This is a genomic window from Gloeobacter violaceus PCC 7421 (assembly GCF_000011385.1).
Taxonomy (GTDB): Bacteria; Cyanobacteriota; Cyanobacteriia; order Gloeobacterales; family Gloeobacteraceae; genus Gloeobacter; species Gloeobacter violaceus.
This window is the reverse complement of sequence record NC_005125.1, coordinates 2,209,465-2,228,964: the sequence shown is the minus strand read 5'-3', so window position 1 is coordinate 2,228,964 and position 19,500 is coordinate 2,209,465. Positions and strand designations below refer to the sequence as shown.

The 19,500-nt window shown below is 61.9% G+C and carries 20 protein-coding genes and 1 pseudogene; 6 read left to right on the top strand and 15 right to left on the bottom strand.

The genetic code is table 11. From position 1 onward, the window contains the following. Positions 1–44: 44 nt before the first annotated feature. The 8 genes from GLL_RS10755 to GLL_RS10720 all read right to left on the bottom strand — a co-directional run bounded on the left by GLL_RS10755 (position 45) and on the right by GLL_RS10720 (position 5,772). A complete protein-coding gene (locus tag GLL_RS10755) occupies positions 45–299 on the bottom strand; it encodes a type II toxin-antitoxin system RelE/ParE family toxin (RefSeq protein WP_231848451.1) in 255 nt (84 codons plus the stop codon). A gap of 32 nt (positions 300–331) precedes the next feature. Further along, complete coding sequence (locus GLL_RS10750) at positions 332–574, bottom strand: CopG family ribbon-helix-helix protein (protein ID WP_164928932.1); 243 nt, start codon at positions 572–574, stop codon at positions 332–334. An 84-nt stretch (positions 575–658) separates the two neighbouring features. Then, positions 659–1,396 (bottom strand): DUF2490 domain-containing protein, encoded by a 738-nt coding sequence (locus GLL_RS10745; RefSeq protein ID WP_164928931.1) that lies wholly within the window; start codon positions 1,394–1,396, stop codon positions 659–661. Further along, entirely contained in the window at positions 1,396–2,265 is an 870-nt protein-coding gene (gene cysW, locus GLL_RS10740) for a sulfate ABC transporter permease subunit CysW (RefSeq protein ID WP_011142072.1), read from the bottom strand. Before cysW ends, GLL_RS10745 begins: the two co-directional genes overlap by 1 nt. 18 nt (positions 2,266–2,283) lie before the next feature. Next, positions 2,284–3,120: a sulfate ABC transporter permease subunit CysT gene (cysT, locus tag GLL_RS10735; protein WP_164928930.1), complete on the bottom strand. Its 837-nt coding sequence runs from the start codon at positions 3,118–3,120 to the stop codon at positions 2,284–2,286. Positions 3,121–3,162: 42 nt separating this feature from the next. After that, positions 3,163–4,212: a sulfate ABC transporter substrate-binding protein gene (locus GLL_RS10730; RefSeq protein WP_164928929.1), complete on the bottom strand. Its 1,050-nt coding sequence runs from the start codon at positions 4,210–4,212 to the stop codon at positions 3,163–3,165. A gap of 32 nt (positions 4,213–4,244) precedes the next feature. After that, positions 4,245–5,279 (bottom strand): sulfate/molybdate ABC transporter ATP-binding protein, encoded by a 1,035-nt coding sequence (locus GLL_RS10725; RefSeq protein WP_011142069.1) that lies wholly within the window; start codon positions 5,277–5,279, stop codon positions 4,245–4,247. A 316-nt stretch (positions 5,280–5,595) separates the two neighbouring features. Then, on the bottom strand, positions 5,596–5,772 hold the full coding sequence (locus GLL_RS10720; protein ID WP_164928928.1) for a DUF3285 domain-containing protein: 177 nt from the start codon (positions 5,770–5,772) through the stop codon (positions 5,596–5,598). 75 nt (positions 5,773–5,847) lie between these two features. Here GLL_RS10720 and GLL_RS10715 point away from each other — a divergent pair, with 75 nt between their 5' ends. The 3 genes and pseudogenes from GLL_RS10715 (at position 5,848) to GLL_RS23700 (ending at position 8,310) form a co-directional block, all read left to right on the top strand. Continuing rightward, positions 5,848–7,302: a circularly permuted type 2 ATP-grasp protein gene (locus GLL_RS10715; protein WP_011142067.1), complete on the top strand. Its 1,455-nt coding sequence runs from the start codon at positions 5,848–5,850 to the stop codon at positions 7,300–7,302. 15 nt (positions 7,303–7,317) lie between these two features. Beyond that, positions 7,318–7,711 (top strand): annotated as a pseudogene (locus GLL_RS23705) (Clp protease N-terminal domain-containing protein); the annotation flags it as partial. Further along, entirely contained in the window at positions 7,696–8,310 is a 615-nt protein-coding gene (locus GLL_RS23700; protein WP_407919993.1) for a Uma2 family endonuclease, read from the top strand. The pseudogene GLL_RS23705 and the gene GLL_RS23700, both read left to right, overlap by 16 nt. 402 nt (positions 8,311–8,712) lie before the next feature. On the opposite strand, the gene GLL_RS10705 is transcribed toward GLL_RS23700, so the two are convergent. Then, positions 8,713–9,567 (bottom strand): ankyrin repeat domain-containing protein, encoded by an 855-nt coding sequence (locus GLL_RS10705; protein ID WP_331429350.1) that lies wholly within the window; start codon positions 9,565–9,567, stop codon positions 8,713–8,715. A 184-nt stretch (positions 9,568–9,751) separates the two neighbouring features. Continuing rightward, positions 9,752–10,291 (bottom strand): ankyrin repeat domain-containing protein, encoded by a 540-nt coding sequence (locus tag GLL_RS10700; RefSeq protein ID WP_011142064.1) that lies wholly within the window; start codon positions 10,289–10,291, stop codon positions 9,752–9,754. 358 nt (positions 10,292–10,649) lie between these two features. Between GLL_RS10700 and GLL_RS10695 the strand changes: the two genes are divergently transcribed. Beyond that, positions 10,650–10,889 (top strand): hypothetical protein, encoded by a 240-nt coding sequence (locus tag GLL_RS10695; RefSeq protein WP_164928926.1) that lies wholly within the window; start codon positions 10,650–10,652, stop codon positions 10,887–10,889. Between the two features lie 107 nt (positions 10,890–10,996). Here the strand turns inward: GLL_RS10695 and GLL_RS10690 are convergent, their stop codons facing one another. Further along, a complete protein-coding gene (locus GLL_RS10690; RefSeq protein WP_011142062.1) occupies positions 10,997–13,456 on the bottom strand; it encodes an ATP-dependent Clp protease ATP-binding subunit in 2,460 nt (819 codons plus the stop codon). 281 nt (positions 13,457–13,737) lie between these two features. Continuing rightward, positions 13,738–14,250, bottom strand: coding sequence for a ribosomal protein S18-alanine N-acetyltransferase (gene rimI, locus GLL_RS10685; RefSeq protein WP_011142061.1), 513 nt, complete (start codon positions 14,248–14,250; stop codon positions 13,738–13,740). A 127-nt stretch (positions 14,251–14,377) separates the two neighbouring features. Here rimI and thrC point away from each other — a divergent pair, with 127 nt between their 5' ends. After that, positions 14,378–15,667, top strand: a complete 1,290-nt coding sequence (gene thrC, locus GLL_RS10680; RefSeq protein ID WP_011142060.1) for a threonine synthase — start codon at positions 14,378–14,380, stop codon at positions 15,665–15,667. Positions 15,668–15,682: 15 nt separating this feature from the next. Then, positions 15,683–15,958, top strand: coding sequence for a MoaD/ThiS family protein (locus GLL_RS10675; protein ID WP_011142059.1), 276 nt, complete (start codon positions 15,683–15,685; stop codon positions 15,956–15,958). An 82-nt stretch (positions 15,959–16,040) separates the two neighbouring features. Here GLL_RS10675 and GLL_RS10670 read toward each other — a convergent pair whose 3' ends face one another. The 3 genes from GLL_RS10670 to GLL_RS10660 form a co-directional block, all read right to left on the bottom strand. Further along, complete coding sequence (locus tag GLL_RS10670; RefSeq protein WP_011142058.1) at positions 16,041–16,415, bottom strand: nuclear transport factor 2 family protein; 375 nt, start codon at positions 16,413–16,415, stop codon at positions 16,041–16,043. A gap of 78 nt (positions 16,416–16,493) precedes the next feature. Then, positions 16,494–18,542, bottom strand: coding sequence for an ATP-binding protein (locus GLL_RS10665; protein WP_011142057.1), 2,049 nt, complete (start codon positions 18,540–18,542; stop codon positions 16,494–16,496). Positions 18,543–18,594: 52 nt separating this feature from the next. Next, positions 18,595–19,494 carry a tryptophan 2,3-dioxygenase family protein gene (locus tag GLL_RS10660; protein WP_011142056.1) on the bottom strand — a complete coding sequence of 300 codons (900 nt, stop codon included), beginning with the start codon at positions 19,492–19,494 and terminating at the stop codon, positions 18,595–18,597. Positions 19,495–19,500: the final 6 nt, after the last annotated feature.

Genomic DNA, 19,500 nt, shown 5'->3' with positions numbered 1-19,500 from the left:
CCAATCGCCCGACCGAAGCGGGAGCCCCATCGGGTCTTGTCAGGTCAGTTCAAATCTTCGGGTTGCAGATCGTAGGGTGTACCCCCGCGGCGCACGCTCACGACGACCACCGCATCGGCCTCGACGCGGTACTCGACAATATAAGGCGTGCGCGGTACCACCAGTTCGCGGATGCCGGGCCTGCGGCCGGGGCGGCCGGAGTTTGGAAAATCGGCCAGCCGCAAAACGACACCCTCAACTCTGCGCAACATTTCGCCCCCCGTCCCGGAAGTCTGTGCCTGCGCTTTGTATTCCTGCAAGTCCGCCAGGGCTCGCAAGGTCCAGAGGATATTCAAGGCAGCGCGCGGATCTGGCGAAATAGTTCGTCAATTTGTGGCTGGGTAGCAAACTCGCCCCTTTCAGCCTGGGCAATGCCTTCGTCGAGGCGTTCCAGTTGGGCTTGTTGCTCGCGGATGTAGACGCGGATGGCTTCGTTGAGCACCCAGGAGCGGTCGCGCTCAAATAGCCGCGCCAGTTCGTCCACCGAGGCGAGCAATCCCGCCTCCACTCTGAAGGTCACCGATTCTTTGGCCATCGTCCCTGATTTACCGTGACGTGCTTTCATTGTAGGGCAACGCAAGTCAGGGCATGCACCGCAACGCCTGATGTCGCAGCGGATTTAGCGACCGTCGAAGTCGTAGGTGAAGTAGACCAGCAAATCGTGGTCGAACTGGTCGGCGCGGGGGGCGGGGCGGTTGTTGAAGTTGCCCTGGTAGCCTACTTCCAGACTCAACTGCGCATTGAGCTTGTGGATGATCGAGAAGATGGCCCGGTTTTGCTCGAAGCCTCCCACGGGGCCGTTGGTGGGCGTGTTGAGGTTGTAGAACAATTCGTCGCTGACATTGACCAGCCAGCGCTTCTCGGCGTCGAGCGGATGTTGCAGCTGCAGCCGGTAGCGGGCGCGCAGCGAGACGGCCGAAGCCCCTTCGATCCAGCGCTCCTCCAGCCGGATGCGCTGGCCGATGGTCAGATTGTCCACCCGGAAGGCGTAGATAAAATCCTGAAAAAGCCGCGTCTCGACGGTGATGTTGTTGCCCTGGGTGGGCCAGGTAAAAAAGTTCGCAAAGCCCAGGTTGACCGTGAATTTGTCGCTTACTGTCAGCCCGACGTAGGGACGGACGAGCAGTTGGCGCTGTTCGCGCGCACCGTTGCGCAGCCGGTTTTCGATCTCAAAACCCCAGCGGGTCGGACTGCCTTCGAAGCGACCCCTGAGGGTAAGCCGGGTCCAGAGTTGAAAGTCCTCGACCAAGTCGGCGGCGGACTGGGCGAGGACAGACGGGGTGTGGAGCAAGCCGAGCCCAAGTAGGGCGGCGAGCGTTACCAAAGCGGCCTTCAGCTGGGCAATGGACCCGGCCATCAACGCTCGGTTGGGTGGGCCGATTTCCACTCGACGAGGCTCTTGAGCACCAGGGTGACCAGCGCCAGCAGTGCCAGCAGCGAGGCGACCGCGAAGGCGCCCACGAAGTTGTACTCGTTGTAGAGGATCTCAACGTGCAGGGGCATCGTGTTGGTTTGTCCGCGGATGTGGCCCGAGACCACCGAGACGGCGCCGAATTCGCCCATCGCCCGGGCGTTGCAGAGGATCACCCCGTAAAGCAAAGCCCACTTGATATTGGGCAGGGTGACCCGCCAGAAGGCCTGCCAGCCGCTTGCACCGAGTACCAGGGCCGTCTCCTCCTGCTCTGTTCCCTGCTCCTGCATCAGCGGAATCAGTTCGCGGGCGATAAACGGAAAGGTGACGAACACGGTCGCCAGCACAATTCCCGGCACCGCGAAGATGATTTTGAAGTCGTTGGCCGAAAGCCAGGGGCCAAACCAGCCCTGCGCCCCGAACAGCAGCACGAAAATCAACCCCGAGACCACGGGCGATACCGAGAAGGGCAAATCCACCAACGTGGTCAAAAAGTTCTTGCCCTTGAAATCGAACTTGGCAATCGCCCAGGCGGCGGCGACACCGAAGACCAGGTTGACGGGCACGGCGATGGCGCTGACCAGGAGCGTCAGTTGAATGGCCGTCAGGGCGTCGGCGTCGGCGAAGGAAGCCAGATACAGTCCCCAACCTTTTTCGAGGGCCTGGGCAAAGACCGCCACCAGCGGTACCACCAGGAACAATCCGCAGAAGGCGAGCGCCACTGCAACCAGCACCCAGCGCAGCCAGGCAGGTTCGGTAGTGGCTCGCTCCCAGAATTCCCGCCTTTGCGGGCGTTTTTCGATGACAGCAACCATAGGATATCCTCCTGCGGGTTAGCGGGCGGCGAAGCGGCTGCTCCAGCGCTGGATCAAATTGATGGCAAAGAGCAGTACGAAGGCCGCCACCAGCATCACCACGGCGATGGCCGTGGCCCCAGCGTAGTCGTACTGTTCGAGCTTGGTGATGATGAGCAGCGAGGCGATTTCAGTCTTGCCGGGCATGTTGCCCGAGATGAAGACCACCGAACCGTACTCGCCCAGGGCGCGGGCAAAGGCCAGCGTAAAGCCCGTCAGCAGCGACGGCATCAGCGTGGGCAGGATGACGGTGAGAAACGTCTGCAGGCGGCTTGCCCCCAGGCAGGCAGCGGCTTCCTCGCTCTCAAGCTCCAGATCCTGCAGCACCGGTTGCACCGTGCGCACGACAAACGGAAACCCGATAAACGTCAGCGCAATAATGATGCCGATCGGGGTAAAGGCGACTTTGATCCCGAGCGGGTCGAGGTACTGCCCGATCCAGCCGTTCGGGGCGTAGAGGCTGGTCAGGGCGATACCGGCCACGGCGGTGGGCAGCGCAAAGGGCAGATCCACCAGCGCGTCGAGGATGCGCTTGCCCGGAAAGGTGTAGCGCACCAGCACCCAGGCCACCAACAGCCCGAAGACGGCGTTGATGAGGGCGGCCACCAGCGAAGCGCCGAAGGTGAGCTGGTAGGCGGCGACCACCCGTGGGTCGGTGACTGTCGTCCAGAACTGTGCCCAGCCCATCGTCGCCGATTTGAAAAACAGAGCCGACAAGGGAATCAAGACAATCATGCTGAGGTAGAAGACGGTGTACCCCAGACTGAGCCCGAAGCCGGGCAGGACGCTGTGCTTTTTGAATGCCAGTAGGGTCATGGTGCGTTTCCTTGCCACGAAGGCAGGCAGGGATGGGAGAACTTACTTGGGCTTGTAGATCTGATCGAAGATGCCGCCGTCGTCGAAGTGCTTTTTCTGGGTTTTCTCCCAGCCGCCGAATTCCTTGTCGATGGTGACCAGGTTGACCTTGCCGAAGGTCTTGGCGTACTTTTTGGCCGCGGCGGCCTCGCGGGGACGGTAATAGTGCTTGCCGGCCAGATCCTGGCCCATGGGACTGTAGAGATACTCCAGATAGGCTTTGGCGACTTCGGAGGTCTTGCGCTTGTCGGTGACTTTATCGACCCAGGTGACGGGCGGCTCGGCCAGGATGCTGAGCGAAGGGGTGACAATCTCGACTTTATCGGCACCCAGTTCGTTGACCGCCAGGTAGGCTTCGTTTTCCCAGGAGAGCAGCACATCGCCGATGCCGCGCTGCACGAAAGTCGTGGTCGAACCCCTGGCGCCCGAGTCGAGCACCGGCACGTTCTTGAACAGGCGGGCCACAAAATCGCGGGTCTTGGCCTCGTCGCCTTTGTTCTGCTTGGCGGCATAGGCCCAGGCGGCCAGGTAGTTCCAGCGCGCCCCGCCGGAGGTCTTGGGGTTGGGAGTGATCACGGCGATATCCGGCCGCACCAGGTCGTTCCAGTCGATGATCTTCTTGGGATTGCCCTTGCGCACCAAAAACACGATGGTCGAGGTGTAGGGGGTGCTGTTGTTGGGCAGGCGCTTTTGCCAGTCGTCGGGGATGAGCTGGGCTCTGTCCGCGAGGGCGTCAATATCGTAGGCGAGGGCGAGGGTGACCACATCCGCCTCCAGCCCGTCGATCACCGAGCGGGCCTGCTTGCCGGAGCCGCCGTGGGACTGCTTGACGGTGACGCTCTGGCCGGTCTTCTTCTTCCAGTAGGCCGCGAACACTTCGTTGAAATCTTTGTACAGCTCGCGGGTTGGGTCGTAGGACACATTGAGCAGGGCCACTTCCTTGGGAGTCTGAGCGGCGGCCGGAGACCCGACCAGCGCCGCCGCTGCAAACACAGGAACGACGAGGGAAACCAGGGCGCGCGAAAGCCAGGCCCGATTGAACACAAGGACCATCGAAAAAATCCTCAATATGAACGGGGGACGATCTAGGCGGCGGCTTCGGCCAGTTGTTTGTCGGCTGCGACCGCCGGGAAGATCTTCGGATTGCGCACCTGTACGTAGACGGGCTGGTCGGGACGCAACTGCAGGCGGTCCGCCTGCTCGCGGCTGAGCTGGACGATCAGCGGCTGGCCTGCCTCCAGCACCAATTCGGCCTGGACCTGCCAGCCGAGGTACATCAGCCGCTCGACGCGGGCAGCTAGGGCGGGTCCGCCCGCCTGGACGCTCAAGCTCAGATCGTGGGGGCGCACCAGCACCTCGCGGACCGCCTCGCTCAGTTGCGGGAACAGTTCCGGGCTGTTGGGCAAGGTATTGACCTGCCCCAAAAAGCTCATCACAAAAGCACTCTCCGGATGGTCGTAAATCTCGACCGGCGAACCCACCTGCTCGACACGGCCCTTGTTCATGACCACGATCGTGTCGGAGACTTCGAGCGCTTCTTCGGGGTCGTGGGTGACAAAGATGGTCGTGACGTGCACTTCGTCGTGCAGACGACGCAGCCAGGCTCTCAAGTCTTTGCGCACCCTGGCGTCGAGGGCACCGAAGGGCTCATCGAGGAGCAGCACCCGCGGTTCGACAGCCAGGGCGCGTGCGAGGGCCACCCGCTGGCGCTGGCCACCGGAGAGTTGGGCCGGGTAGCGACCGCCGTAGCCCGCCAGTTGCACCAATTCGAGCAGCTCTTCGACACGGGCTTTGATCTGGGCCTTGGGCGTCTTGCGCACCTCCAGGCCAAAGGCGATGTTCTGGGCGACGGTCAGGTGCTTGAAAAGCGCGTAGTGCTGAAAGACAAAACCGATATTGCGCTCCTGCAGCCGCTGGCGGGTGGCGTCCTGCCCCTCCAACCAGATTTGGCCGCTGTCGGGCAGTTCGAGCCCGGCGATCAGGCGCAGCAGCGTCGATTTGCCGCAGCCGGAAGGCCCCAAAAGAGCCACCAGGTTGCCGGGCTGGATCTCCAGGCGAATGTCGGCTACCGCCTGAAAATCACCGAAGTTCTTGGAAACATTATCGATAAGTATCGACACAGGTAGACTCCGATAGAACCAAGTAGGTGTTGCTGTGCAGGCTGAAAGGTGATCAAGGCCAAAAAGCTTGCGAAAAGAAGATGAGTACTTTTAAAACAGGCTGTGGTAATTGTTCGTATCATAGGGCATTTTTGTCGGATCAATAGATCTAACTTATCAAAATAATAGATAGATGATATGCGATCAAACAATTTTGTTTATGATACAGTTCAGCTTCGTCCTCTGCCCATTCGCTCAGGTGCTCCTGTGTCCACAGCTGCCCGATGTGGCGCATAGGGATGCCTTCACGATCACGTTTTGCCAATTGGGGGCGTTTTTAGCCCCGGAAGACAACGCTCAGCAGCACAAAAAAAGCGAGAACGGCCGCCAACGTGAGCGCGAAGTGCTTGAGTGAGGTGCCCCGCTTGCGCACCATATTGCGCATCGCCAATTTGACATAACTGGGGGCGGGTTCTTCGGGCTTCTGGACTTTGGGCTCGTTGGGGAGGGACATGGCTGGATACGTTTGCCCCACGGGGGCCGAAGGTTTTAAATAGATTCGCAAGCCTCACTCCATCCAAGGTAATCCATGCCCGAATCGGCAACCATGCTCCAGCAGTACGTCCCCGGGGACTTCTACGACGAGATGTTCAGCGAGCCGGGCGTGCCGCGCGAGCACTACAAAGTCGTAGCCGAATTTCTCGATCGCTTCGGGCCGGTGGAATTGGCCAACCGCGCCCGCCAGGCGCGCATCGCCTTTTTGACCCGCGGCATCACCTTTGCGGTCTACGGCTCCGATGAGGGTACCGAGAAAATCTTTCCTTTTGATCTGATTCCGCGCATCATTCCCCATACCGAATGGCAGGTTTTAGAAAGCGGCCTCAAGCAGCGGCTGTTGGCGCTGAATTTGTTTCTCAAAGACCTCTACAACGGCCAGAAAATTCTGCTGGATAAGGTCGTGCCCAGGCATTTGATTGAGAGCGCCAGCCAGTTTCGGCCCCAGTTTATGGGCATGAAGGTGCCCAAAGATGCCTACGTACAGATCTGCGGTACCGATCTGATTCGCGACCGAGGTGGCGAGTACCGGGTGCTTGAGGACAACCTGCGGGTGCCCTCGGGGGTTTCCTACGTGCTCGAAAACCGGCGGATCATGAAGCAGGTCTTCCCGCTCATCTTCGCCAACTACCCGGTGCGTCCGGTGCTCGATTATCCGTTGCGCCTGCTGCAAACGTTGCGGGGGGTCTCGCCGCGGCCGGACCCGACGGTGGTGGTGCTCACCCCGGGCGTCTACAACTCCGCCTACTTCGAGCACGCCTTTTTGGCCCTGCAGATGGGTGCTGAGTTGGTCGAAGGCCGCGACCTGGTAGTTGAAAACGACCGTGTCTTCGCCAAGACCGTGAACGGCTTGCAGCCGGTGGATGTGATCTACCGGCGCATCGACGACGATTATCTTGATCCGGAAGTCTTTCGCAAAGACTCGGTGCTCGGCGTGCCGGGCTTGATGCGCGCCTACCGCGCCGGCAACGTCGTGCTTGCCAATACGGTCGGTACCGGTGTCGCCGACGACAAGGTGATTTACAAGTACGTTCCTGAGATCATCCGCTATTACCTGGGCGAGGAGGCTATCCTCAAGAACGTCGATACTTACCTGGCCGAAGATGCTTCCGAGTGCAGCTACATCCTCGAGCACATGGAGGAGCTGGTGGTCAAGGAGGCCGACAACTCCGGCGGCTACGGCATGCTCATCGGCCCCAAGGCCACCCAAGCCGAGGTCGAAGAATTTCGCGGCCGGGTACGCGCCCACCCACGCAACTATCTGGCCCAACCGGTCGTCAATTTTTCCCGGCACCCTACTTACTCCGAAGACAACCACAACCTTTACGGCTGCCACATCGACCTGCGCCCCTATATCCTCAACAACGGCGAGGACATCTGGGTATTGCCCGGCGGCCTCACCCGCGTCGCCCTGCGCCCGGGCTCGCTGGTGGTCAATTCCAGCCAGGGTGGCGGCTCCAAAGACACCTGGGTACTGGGCAAATCCTGATTTGGGGGGACACCCATGTTCGAGCGGTTTACCGAGAAGTCGATCAAAGTGGTCATGCTGGCCCAGGAGGAAGCCCGTCGCCTGGGGCACAACTTTGTGGGCACCGAGCAAATCCTCTGCGCGCTTGTTGGCGAAGGCACCGGAAACGCCGCTCACGTGCTCAAGTCAGCGGGGGTCAGCTTGAAGCGTGCCCGCATCGAGGTCGAAAAGATCATTGGTCGCGGCAGTGGGTTTGTCGCTGTCGAGATTCCGTTTACCCCCCGGACCAAGCGGGTTCTGGAGCTATCGCTTCAAGAAGCGCGCTACCTGGGGCACAACCATATCGGTACGGAACACCTGCTCATCGGCTTGCTGCAAGAGGGAGAAGGAGTTGCTTCTCGCGTTCTTGAAAATATGGGCGTTAATCTTGCGCAGCTGCTGGAGCAAATCAGGAGCACTGCCCAGCAATCTCCGGAACCCCCATCAAGTTTGCCCCGTACACTTTCTTCGTCTGCGAGCCGGGTTCGCCCCCTCATTGAAGAGCTGAGTAACCCAATCTTTCGCTTTGTTGAACCGGTAGCGGCCATCGTCGCTGCCCGCTTCAGCGCCGCTCTCTACCGGTGGGTGGAACCGCGCCGACTGGGACATGTCCTTAACTCGCCCAGCCTGCGACTGGTGCTCAACGAGGACGATTACTTGACTTTGACTCCCAACGTCGCTTTTATTGGCCACGGTCAGCTTGATCAACACCCTTTTCAAGATGTCATCCCCGAGCTGGCAGCTGTGGTTCTCTGCGGCCCTGAGCCTTCCGCAAAGCAAACGCGACTGGAAATTTTGATGGAGTATGGGGTAAAGGTTGGCCTGTTGCTTGATCCCCAATTGCAGACGGTTTCTGTTTATTGCGGGGAGGACGATAGGCAAATTCTGCAAGGCCAGGACACGCTCAGATTACACGAACTTTTTCCCGGCTGGGAAGTACCGATCTCAGAATTCTGGCCTCCCCTGGCGGAAACCCAATCGGAATCGTGAAATCCAGAACTCGCCTGAGCGAATAAAAAAGTCTTGACCAAATGATGAACTGGAAATGTTGAGAGAGGTAGGAGTTTATAGCCTGAGATCTGGTGGTTGGTTTGGCACGACGATCTGTGGGTGCGAGAGGCGGAACCCCCTTCGGGTTCCCCTCTCGCGCTCTCCAACCTCCCCGCGTCGAGGGGCGTGCCACCCCCCCGACACCCCCCCCGGACTCGATGGCGAGGTGGGCGTGAGAGTCGGTGGGTGGGATGGGCTTACTCTTCCAGGGCCTGCACGACGCGTGTCGACTGCGGCGATGGGGCTGGCCGGTCGCTAGGCTGCGCATGGAATGGGGAGTAAAGCGGTCGAGGCAAAGGTCTAGGAAAACCTGACGGGCAGCGGTTTGGTCCTGACACCTGCTTACGGCAAAGCCGAACCTTCGCGCAGCATCTGCAGAATCTCCTCCGGCGCTTCGCCGCCCGCGTCGATGAGCATCTGCAAAATCGGCCCGCGAATGCGAAACAGGGACTTGGTTTGCAGGACCGCGGCGGGGTTCCCGCCGTGCTCCAGCAGCACACGCACCAATTCGACATGTCCGTAGAAGGCGGCGTGCTGGAGCGCACTGGTGGTCTCGCCACTGGCGCGTTTGTTGGGATCGGCTCCGTGCTCCAGAAGTAGCCGGACGATGGGTTCGCTGCCCAGATGGACTGCGAGCTTCAGAGGCAGGGCTCCGCGTTTATCCGCCGCGTTTGGATTGGCTCCCGCTTCAAGCAGCAGGCGCACAATCTCTTGCTGCCCACCGCGCACCGCCTCGACCAGAGGGACCGCCTCCGGCCGCACCAACGCTTTGAGCAAACCTGCCTGCCCTTCCGCAGATGCGCCATCCTCCAACTGCCGACGCACCGCATGGCTGTCGCCAATCCTGATCGCTTGCACTAGTGCGTTCGGACTGCGCAAATGTCGATCGGTTTCTGCGTTCGCTCCTTTGGCGAGCAAAAACTGTACCGCCTCCTGAAAATTCAGGTGGACTGCCATTGCAAGCGGTGTCGCCCCGGAATATTCGGAGGCCTGCGGGTCTGCTCCCGCTTCGAGCAACAGATGAACGATCTCTTTTTGCCGACAACGAATGGCTTCGATCAAAGGCAATGTCTGGGGTCGGGTGCCGAACAACGGGGCCACTGTAGGACCATTGGGTGACACCCCATCTGCGAGCAATCGCCGAATTTGCGCGATTTCAGCTCTCTGTATGGCGAGAATCAGTTTTTGATCAACCATCGGGTTTCTGTTCGTCGGGATGGATCTGATTCTTCCGGGATCATAGAGACCTCCTGAGGGGTGTCCCACGCTCGCACTTTCGGACAAGAGATTTGTCCTTTGTAGGGAAGCTTTTCATAGTTATTTAGGGCATCGACCTTGAAGACCGAACCCGGGGAGCGGGGAGTTCCTGGGGAGAGGCACCTTACGGAAGCGCCGACCCTTCTCGCAGCATGGCCAGAATTTCCGGCGGCACCTCCGCTCCTGCGTCGATGAGCAGTTGCAGCACCGGGCCGCGCAGGCGCGCAAGGACGGTCTTGTCCTGGGCGGTGACCGCCGCTGGAGCCGCCCCATGCTCCAGCAACAACCGCACCATCTGGAGATTGCCCTCGTAGGCGGCCTGCTGCAGCGCATTGGCAATCTCGTCGCCGCCGCGCTTCTCCGGATCGGCTCCGTGCACCAGCAGCAGCCGGACGATCTCCTCATCGCTCAGGTAGATCGCGACTTTGAGCGGCAACACCCCCTGGCGATCCGCCGCGTTCGGGTTGGCCCCCGCCTCCAACAGCAGCCGCACGATCGCTGCATTGCGGCTGCGGATCGCCTCGACCAACGGTAAGGTTCGGGGGCGCAGCCACAGCAGCAGCGGTTCCGGTTGGCCGTTGGCAGAGGCGCCCTGGGCGAGCAATTGCCGGATCTGTTCGCTGTCGGCCGTTCGGATGGCCTGAAGGAGTTGCTGATTATCCATTGCTGTTCATACACAGATGGCAAAGGTGATCGGCATCGACCTAGGGACGACCAACGGTCTGGTCGCCTGGATGGGCGGGCCGCAGCTCGTTCCGGATATAAGTGGGCGATGGATTGTTACCTTCCTGTGTCGGTTTTGTCGAGCAGGCCCGTCTACAGGAGCCGGGTTGAGGACAATCGAAAAGTATCAATCCTAACCGCTAAGTATTTGTGCTCAGCAGTCGGCGTAAGCATTTGTGCCTATGAAAATCGATGGTCAATTCCTTTGTGTAAACGTTGATGAATTTTTCGGCTTTTTTCGCGCCGCGCGGGTGAGCTGCCACTAACCTGTTGTTAACGGACTATAGCTCGAGGGTTTCATGCTCACACCTTTTTCCGATGGCGTTTATCAGGGGACTGCGGTACAAACGCCTGAGCATCCTGCCTGTGAACTTTTCCCAGCCTCTCGCCAGACGGGTCAACTCTTCGGCCTTGGTGTTGTGTTGGGAATTGCCAGTTTGTTTCTCGACGGCTTCGGTGCCGGTCCCTGGTCCTGGCCGTTGATGGCGATGGCCGGTCTGGTTTTGCTTTTTGCGGGGAGCCGCGTCGCCCGGTCCTAAGAATTCCTTTGAGCGAATCGCCCCCGGTCCGTTGGCTGGGGGTTTTTGCATGGAGCGATAAAATAAAGCCCCCGACCGATCGGTCGGGGGCTGTGGGGTAATGGGCCTTAACCTTCGGCGGTGGCCAAGGTGCGGTCCTTGACGATGAAGGTCGGCTTGCCGTCACTATCGACGTCGACCAAGACCGTGTCGCCCTCTTTAAGGCGGGCGGCCAGAATTTCTTCGGCCAGCTGGTCTTCGAGCATGCGCTGGATGGCGCGGCGCAGCGGCCGGGCGCCGTAGGTGGCGGAGTAGCCTTCTTCAATCAGCTTTCGGTTGAACGCGTCGGTAATCTCGATCTTCATGTTCTGCTCTTCGAGGCGGGCGAACACCTCGCGCAGCATGATCACGGCGATCTGCTTGACTTCCTCGCGCGTCAGCGGGTGGAAGACAATGATCTCGTCGAGGCGATTGAGGAACTCGGGGCGGAAGTACTGCTTGAGTTCTTCTTTGACCAGTTCGCTGATGCGGTTGTAGCGCTGCTCCTCTTCGGTGCCGGCGGTGTTGAAGCCGAGGCCGCCGCCGCCCTTTTCGATCACCTTGGAGCCGACGTTGCTGGTCATGATCATCAAGGTGTTCTTGAAGTCGACCGTGCGGCCCTTGGCATCGGTGAGGCGACCGTCCTCGAGGATCTGCAGCAGCACGTTGAACACGTCCGGGTGGGCCTTCTCGATTTCGTCGAAGAGGATCACCGTGTAGGGACGGCGGCGCACCGCCTCAGTGAGCTGACCGCCCTCGTTGTAGCCCACGTAGCCGGGGGGCGAACCGATGAGCTTGCTCACCGTGTGCCGCTCCATGTACTCGGACATGTCGAGGCGGATCATCGCATCCTCGGAGCCGAAGAAGTAGGTCGCCAGCGACTTGGCCAGTTCGGTCTTGCCGACGCCGGTGGGACCGCTGAAGATGAAGCTCGCGATCGGCCGCTTCGGATTTTTGAGGCCGACGCGCGCCCGGCGGATGGCCCGGGAGATGGCCTTGACTGCTTCTTCTTGACCGATGAGGCGCTGGTGGAGCACGTCTTCCATGTGCAGGAGCTTCTCGGTCTCAGACTCGGTGAGCTTGCTGACCGGCACCCCCGTCCAACTCGAGACGATGTAGGCGATATCCTCTTCGGTGACGTTGGGAGACTCTTCGTTGGCGGTCTCGGACTTGCGCGCCTGGGCAATCGAGCGAATCTGGGATTTGATTTCCATCTCGCGGTCGCGCAACTCGCCCGCCCGCTCGTAGTCCTGGCCGCGCACGGCGTCGTCCTTTTCTTTGAGAATCTGGCGCAGTTCTTTGTCGAGTTCCTTGGCCGCCGGGGGCAGTTGCGAGGAGAGCAACCGCACGCGCGAACCGGCCTCGTCGACCAGGTCGATGGCCTTGTCCGGCAAGTAGCGATCGGAGATGTAGCGATCGGAAAGCTGGGCGGCGGCGATGAGCGCCTCATCGGTGATCTTGAGCTTGTGGTGCTGCTCGTAGCGCTCGCGCAACCCGCGCAGGATCTCGATAGTCTCATCGACCGTCGGCTCACCCACCATCACCGGCTGGAAGCGGCGCTCGAGGGCGGCGTCGCGCTCGATGTGCTTGCGGTACTCATCGAGGGTGGTCGCCCCGATGCACTGCAGCTCGCCGCGCGCGAGGGCCGGCTTGAGGATGTTGGCGGCGTCGATGGCCCCCTCGGCAGCCCCGGCGCCGATGAGCGTGTGCACCTCGTCGATGACCAGCACGACGTTACCGGCGGCACGGATCTCGTCCATGATCTTTTTGAGCCGCTCTTCGAATTCACCGCGGTACTTGGTGCCCGCTACCAACAAGCCAATGTCGAGGGTGACGACGCGCTTGTCGGCCAGGATGTCGGGAATGTCGTTGTTGGAGATGCGCTGGGCGAGGCCCTCGGCAATCGCCGTCTTGCCCACGCCCGGTTCGCCGATGAGCACGGGGTTATTTTTGGTGCGGCGACCCAGGATCTGGATGACCCGTTCGATTTCTTTTTCGCGGCCCACCACTGGGTCGAGTTTGCCCTCGGCGGCCATCTGGGTGAGATTGGAGCCGAACTCGTCCAGGGTCGGGGTCTTGGTGCGGCCGGTGTTGCCCCCGGCGGAGACCTCGGCGGTCTCTCCCAGCATGCGGATGACCTGGGTGCGGACCTTGGACAGATCGACTCCCAGATTCTCGAGCACCCGGGCAGCGACGCCTTCTCCCTCGCGGATGAGGCCCAGCAGCAAATGCTCGGTGCCGATGTAGTTGTGGCCAAGTTGGCGTGCTTCTTCGAGCGACAGCTCCAGCACCCGCTTGGCCCGGGGCGTAAACGGAATTTCGACCGCCACAAACCCGGAGCCGCGGCCGATGATTTTTTCGACCTCGATGCGGGCGTCCTTCAGGTTGACTCCCATGGACTTGAGCACCTTGGCGGCGACGCCGGTGCCCTCACCGATGAGGCCGAGCAGGATTTGCTCGGTACCCACAAAGTTGTGTCCCAGGCGACGGGCTTCCTCCTGGGCCAACATGATCACTTTGATTGCTTTCTCGGTAAATCTTTCAAACATGGCTATGTCCCTTCACCTGCAGCGCCCTTTGAGGGTTACCTAATCCTAACACAGGCTGCAGCCGGGATCCGGGCATGAGCCGCTCCTGGCCGCGCTCTGAGGGTCTCGACAAAACTGCTCTACACCCGCTGAAAAGCCGCCCGCGAGGGCAGCCGAATGTATGTATCCAAATGGGATTTTAGTTGACCGGGTTCGGCCCATGCGCCCGCCTCCATCGTAACCAAGTTTGCTCCATTTCCAACGCATTTTTAACCTGGCCATTCGGGCAGGGCGGCGCTTCTTCAGGCAAAGGGCCAGGGAAGAGCGACTTGTCCCAGCAGGGTCGTGAAGTGGGGGGTGTCGATGCGCGGGGTCCACATCACCAAAGCGTCCTCCTCACCGTAATAGCGTTCGCGTCGCCCAAGCGTCTCGAAGCCAAAACGGCAATAAAGCGAGATCGCAGCAGCATTGGAGGCGCGCACCTCCAGGGTCATCCGCCGTGCCCCAACCTCCCGCGCCCAGCGCAACAACCCGTGCAGCAGGGCCGTCCCAACTCCGCGCCGTCGGCATTCGGGATGGACCACCAGCATCGCCAAGTGCGCCTCGTCGAGCACCAGTTGGAAGCCGGCGAAACCGAGCGCCTCACCCGAGTCGACGGCGCGCGCCAGACAATAGTGCCCCGCCTGCTGGGCCACATCCGAGCGCAGCATCCCTTCGCTCCAATAACCCGGCATCCCCAGGCTCAGCAGCGCGCCCATCTCGGCCATGGCGGCAGTGTCCGCCGCAACCACTTTCTCCAGTTGTCCCCATTCCATGGCTTTAGGGTAGGGCTTCGCCTGATTTGTCTCAAGAATAAATATACGAGTATTTTAGTCGGGTTTATTTTGGATTGCTTGACGGGGTGTGGTAGTATGCGCCCACGTTGCTCGATGTGAGACTGCCATGACCCAGACGCCCCTGCGCATCACCACCTTGAAGGGCTTGCGCTGCCGGGAATGCGGCGAACAGTACCCGGCCGAAGCCCGGCACGTCTGTGAATTTTGTTTCGGTCCGCTCGAAGCGCTCTACGACTATGAAGCCATCCGCGGGTGCACCAGCCGCAAGACCATCGAGGCGGGGCCGCGCTCGATCTGGCGCTACCGGCCGTTTTTGCCGGTGGTGGGTGAACGGGTGATCGACGTGGGAACGGGGCTCACGCCGCTGATTCGCTCCGAGCGCTTGGCAAGGCGCCTGGGTCTGGGGGCGCTTTACATCAAGAACGACGCGGTGAACGTGCCGAGTTTGAGCTTTAAAGACCGGGTGGTTTCGGTGGCGCTCACGCGGGCGCGCGAGCTGGGCTTTACGACCGTTTCGTGCGCTTCGACCGGCAACCTGGCCAACGCCACCGCGGCGATCGCCGCCCACGCGGGTCTCGAGTGCTATGTCTTCATCCCAGCGGATCTGGAGGCGGGCAAGGTGTTGGGCACGCTCATCTACGGGCCGCAGGTGATGGCGGTGGAGGGCAACTACGACCAGGTCAACCGCCTGTGCTCGGAGGTGGCGGACCGCCACGGCTGGGGGTTTGTGAACATCAATTTGCGCCCCTATTATTCAGAAGGCTCCAAGACCCTGGGTTTTGAGGTGGCCGAGCAGTTGGGCTGGCGCCTGCCCGATCACGTTGTGGCGCCGGTGGCCTCCGGATCGCTCTATACGAAAATCTACAAGGGTTTTCAGGAATTGATCAAAACCGGTCTGGTTGGGGAGCGGCCCGTGCGCATGAGCGGGGCGCAGGCGACGGGCTGCTCGCCGGTGGCCCAGGCGTTTAAGGCCGGACGCGACTTTATCGCTCCGGTCAAGCCCGCCACCATCGCCAAGTCGATCGCCATCGGCAACCCCGCCGACGGCGTTTATGCCCTGGATCTGGCCCGCCGCACCGGCGGACACATCGAAGACGTCACCGATGCCGAAATCATCGAGGGCATCAAGCTCCTGGCGCAGACCGAGGGCATTTTCACCGAGACCGCCGGGGGCACGACCGTGGCGGTGCTCAAGAAACTGGTCGAACAGGGCAAAATCGCCCCCGACGAGTTGACCGTGGTCTACATCACCGGCAACGGCCTCAAGACCCAAGAAGCAATTGCCCCCTACGCGGGCGAGACCCTGAAAATCGAGGCGAATCTGGCGAGCTTCGAGCGCGCCCTGGAGCGCGCCCGTACCCTCGACCGCCTCGACTGGCAACAGACCCTTGTTTAGGAGCCCGACTGACCCATGGCCGTGACCGTACTCATCCCCACGCCCCTGCGCAAACTCGCCAACGAACAGCCGACGGTCCATTGCAGTGGCAGCAACCTGGCCGAGGTGCTCGATTCGCTCGAAGCGCACTGTCCCGGCATCAAGGCCCGCCTGTGCGCCGAAAACGGCGACCTGCGCCGCTTCGTCAATTTCTACGTCAACAGCGAAGACATCCGCTTTTTGCAGGGCCGCGACACGCCCCTCAAAGACGGCGACGAAGTGAGCATCGTCCCGGCCATCGCCGGGGGGTAATCTTTTGCGCCTTGCCCGAGCCATCTGGCGCATCCCCGGCGTCGGGCGGATTTTTTCTGGGCGGCGTTCAGCTTGTATGGTCTTACTTCAAAGAGAAGGCCGCCGAGTCGTAGTAGGAACGGAAGCGGCGTACCCTGTCCCCTTCGATTTCGAGGATGCTCACGCCCCGGTAGCGAATCGGCTCGCCGCTGTGCAGTTTGCCCTCGGAGACCCATTCGAGCACCGCCGCGTTGTCTGCGGCGATGGCGCGCTCGAAGTGGGAGCGGATCTGGCCGAAAGCCCCCAGATAGTCGCTCCAGAATTGCCGGGCGCCCGCAAGACCCCGCAGGGGTTCGGTGAGCACCAGATTGCTCAGTTCGGCGTCTTCGGCAAATAGGTTGACCAGCGATTCGACGTCGCCGGATTGCTCGGTGTGCTGGAGCGTCTGCATGAAGCGCTCCACGGTGGGATTGGCCATGGTGATTGAAGTCGGACTGCAAGCCCATCGTGGCCAGGCGGGCGGCCCCGGGCATCCGCCCGCGGATAGGCTGAGCGGTTACCCCTGGCTCTCGGCCATGCGTTGCTTGAGGCGCTCAAGCTGGTCGCACCCGCCGCTGACCAGCAACTGATCGCCCTCGCGCAAGGGCGTGTCCGCGTCCGGAAAACCGATCAGCCGGCCTTCGCGGCGCAGGGCGTGCACCACCACCCCGTAGCGGCGGCGAAGGTCGGTCTCGGCCAGGGTGTGCCCGTCGAGCAGGCAGCCGGTCTCGACGGTGATCACCTGTAGACCCATTGCCTCCGGAGGCAGCGGGGCTTGCGTCGCGCTCGTGCGGGCGCCCCGGCCCAACAACAGCGGCAGGCGAACGGTAAATGTCGCCCCCTGGTCGCTTCCTGGGCTTTCGACCCCGACGGTGCCGCCGTGCAGCTCGACCAATTGGCGCACGATGGCCAGGCCGAGCCCGAGGCCGCCGTGGCTGCGGGTGGTGGTGCTGTTGGCCTGCCGGAAGCGCTCAAAGACGTGGGGCAGAAAATCGCCGGCGATGCCTACCCCCGAATCGCGAACGGTCAGTACCGCCTCCGCCCGCCCCCGCTCGAGCTGCACTTCGATGCTGCCGTTCTCGGGAGTAAATTTGATGGCGTTGGAAAGCAAATTCCAGACCACCTGCCGCAGACGGTTCGAATCGCCAAAAGGCAGGACCACGTTCGGATCGAGGCGGGCGCGCAGTTCGATATTTTTGCTCTGGGCGGCGAAGCGCACCGTGTCGAGGGCGTCCTCCACCACCGTGGCGAGGGCCACCGGCCGCACCTCCAGGCGCAGCTTGCCCGTGATGATGCGCGAGAGATCGAGCATGTCCTCGATGATTCGGCTTTGGGCGCGGGCGTTGCGCTCGATCGTTTCGAGCGCCCGCGCCGCGGATGCTTCGTCGAGCTGGCCTTTGCGCAACAGCTGCGTAAAACCGATGATCGGGTTGAGGGGGGTGCGCAGTTCGTGGCTGAGGGTGGCCAAAAACTCGTCCTTGATGCGGTTGGCTTCTTCGGCCTCCTGCCGGGCGCTCTCCGCCGCCGCCCGCGCCAGCTGCTCGCGGCGCGCCTGTTCTTGCACCTGGGCGGTGCGCTCCTCCACCAGCCGCTCCAGCTGCAGGGTGCGCCCCTGCAACAATTCCATTTTTTCGGCCTCCAGCTGGTGGACGCTGCGCTGGAGCGCTTCGATGACACCGAAAATTTCGAGCGGATCGAGCAGGCGCAACAGCCCGGTCTGGGTGACGATGCCCACCAGTTCGCCCCGCTCGCCGGTGACCACCAACCGGCGCACCCGGCGGCGCAGCATCTGCTGGTGGGCCACCAGCACCGACTCGAAAGGCTTGAGGGGAGACGCCACCGCGCTCATCACCGCCGCCGCCCGGGTCTGGGTGAGGTCGAACTGCAAATAGCGAAACTGAACGATGTCGCTCTCGGTGATCAATCCGACCGGGCGAACGTGTACTCCGTCGGTGTGCGGCTCGGCGATTACCACGCAGCTGACGCGGCGGCCGGCCATCAGCCGGGCCAGATTCACCAGCAAGCTGCCGGCGGGGGCGTGGACGACCGGAGTGGTCATCACCTCGGCCACCGAACGCAAGGTCAACAGGTGAATCGGCTGCAAGGTCCGCCGGATGCCGCCTGCGCTGAGTAGACCGGTCACCCGGCCGCCGTCGTCGAGCACCGGCAGGTGGCGCACGTTGTGCCTGCGCATCAGATCGAGGGCACCCAGGATATCCTGGCGACCATCCTGGACGAGGGTCACCACTCCCCCCAACATCACCTCCCCGGCGCGCACCGCCGCCAGATCTTTGCCCAGGGCCGTCAGGCGCACAATATCGCCCTCGGTGATGATCCCCACCAGATGTGCTCCTTCGGCCACCAGCACGCAATCGGGCTGCAATTCGCCCGATTGCCGCAGGGTGCGGTCCTTGCGCTCGGGCAGGGCGCAACGGTAGTCCGCCTGGCCGCCCATCCACTCGACGATGTCGCTCAGGACAGTATCGGGTGTGACCAGTTTGACCCTGGTCTCCATCGCTTGATCGAGCGAAGGCAACAAAGAGGACAGACGGTTTGGATGCTGCATGGACGTCTCTGCGGAATATTCCTCACGCCGACGGGCACACCGGCTCACCCAATTATCGCCCCGGGATTGAGCCGCCGCCAGGAACACCGGCCGATGCTCCCTCGTCTTCCGGGCCGAGTCCCGCGAACAGCGGCTCCACTTCGCGCTGGTACCTGGCCAGATAGGCTTGAAACGCCGTGCCGCCCGTCCCGGCGCTCGCCCCGACCATCGCGAGCTGGCGGACCGCCAGAGCCAGGTGGCCGCGGTGAAAGCGGGTCTGCTGCTGCTCGTAGCGGGCCAACAGGCGCAACAATGAAGCTGCGCCGGGGTGGGTAAAAAGCGCCGTCAGACTCGTCTGCACCTCCGTGCCCGGTGCCCGCTCCAGCAAGCGCCGGTAGTAATGCGCCAGGTTGTGCTCCTGATGTTCCGCCAGCCAGCCGGCTACCCGGGCGCCGTAGCGGCGATCGAACTCGGCTTCTGCCGGGTGCACCTCGCCCCGTGCGTCGCGGGTGCCCCCCCGCCAGTACGGGGCGGCCACGCCGCTCAAGATCTCCAGATGCCGAAACTGAAACGATTGAAAGCCGCTGGTGGGACCGATGGCGCTGCGAAATTCGCCAAAGGCGCGCATCGAGACGAGGATGGGCATCGTCACATTCACGACCTCGTAGAGCCGCACAACGCGCTCCAGAAAGTAGCACGCCTCGACGGTGTCGCCCACGGGACGCTCCTCGTCGGCATCGAGGGCGATGGCCAGGGCCGCCAGGGTGCGCTCCAGATCGCCAATCATCTGGTGAAAGGCCACCTCGCAGATCTGGTGCACGGCGATGAACAAGTCTTCGTCCTGCGAAGCGGTTATCGGTTGCTTGCACGCCAGGAGCGCTTCGAGGCGGTGGTAGTGCCAGTAGTGGTTGGCACTCACATCCAGGCTGCCGTCGCGCGGCGGCAGCGGCTCGGCCCGGTACGGTTCGGCCATGGCGCG

What these genes read in the sequence shown, in the direction of transcription:
- GLL_RS10675 (WP_011142059.1), top strand. Translation starts at nt 15,683, where the DNA reads ATGGCCGTGACCGTACTCATCCCCACGCCCCTGCGCAAACTCGCCAAC.
- GLL_RS10700 (WP_011142064.1), bottom strand. Translation starts at nt 10,291, where the DNA reads ATGGATAATCAGCAACTCCTTCAGGCCATCCGAACGGCCGACAGCGAA.
- GLL_RS10695 (WP_164928926.1), top strand. Translation starts at nt 10,650, where the DNA reads ATGCTCACACCTTTTTCCGATGGCGTTTATCAGGGGACTGCGGTACAA.
- GLL_RS10665 (WP_011142057.1), bottom strand. Translation starts at nt 18,542, where the DNA reads ATGCAGCATCCAAACCGTCTGTCCTCTTTGTTGCCTTCGCTCGATCAA.
- GLL_RS10720 (WP_164928928.1), bottom strand. Translation starts at nt 5,772, where the DNA reads ATGTCCCTCCCCAACGAGCCCAAAGTCCAGAAGCCCGAAGAACCCGCC.
- GLL_RS10690 (WP_011142062.1), bottom strand. Translation starts at nt 13,456, where the DNA reads ATGTTTGAAAGATTTACCGAGAAAGCAATCAAAGTGATCATGTTGGCC.
- GLL_RS10660 (WP_011142056.1), bottom strand. Translation starts at nt 19,494, where the DNA reads ATGGCCGAACCGTACCGGGCCGAGCCGCTGCCGCCGCGCGACGGCAGC.
- GLL_RS10705 (WP_331429350.1), bottom strand. Translation starts at nt 9,567, where the DNA reads ATGGTTGATCAAAAACTGATTCTCGCCATACAGAGAGCTGAAATCGCG.
- thrC (WP_011142060.1), top strand. Translation starts at nt 14,378, where the DNA reads ATGACCCAGACGCCCCTGCGCATCACCACCTTGAAGGGCTTGCGCTGC.
- GLL_RS10715 (WP_011142067.1), top strand. Translation starts at nt 5,848, where the DNA reads ATGCCCGAATCGGCAACCATGCTCCAGCAGTACGTCCCCGGGGACTTC.
- GLL_RS10670 (WP_011142058.1), bottom strand. Translation starts at nt 16,415, where the DNA reads ATGGCCAATCCCACCGTGGAGCGCTTCATGCAGACGCTCCAGCACACC.
- GLL_RS10745 (WP_164928931.1), bottom strand. Translation starts at nt 1,396, where the DNA reads ATGGCCGGGTCCATTGCCCAGCTGAAGGCCGCTTTGGTAACGCTCGCC.
- rimI (WP_011142061.1), bottom strand. Translation starts at nt 14,250, where the DNA reads ATGGAATGGGGACAACTGGAGAAAGTGGTTGCGGCGGACACTGCCGCC.
- GLL_RS23700 (WP_407919993.1), top strand. Translation starts at nt 7,696, where the DNA reads ATGGGCGTTAATCTTGCGCAGCTGCTGGAGCAAATCAGGAGCACTGCC.
- cysT (WP_164928930.1), bottom strand. Translation starts at nt 3,120, where the DNA reads ATGACCCTACTGGCATTCAAAAAGCACAGCGTCCTGCCCGGCTTCGGG.
- cysW (WP_011142072.1), bottom strand. Translation starts at nt 2,265, where the DNA reads ATGGTTGCTGTCATCGAAAAACGCCCGCAAAGGCGGGAATTCTGGGAG.
- GLL_RS10750 (WP_164928932.1), bottom strand. Translation starts at nt 574, where the DNA reads ATGGCCAAAGAATCGGTGACCTTCAGAGTGGAGGCGGGATTGCTCGCC.
- GLL_RS10730 (WP_164928929.1), bottom strand. Translation starts at nt 4,212, where the DNA reads ATGGTCCTTGTGTTCAATCGGGCCTGGCTTTCGCGCGCCCTGGTTTCC.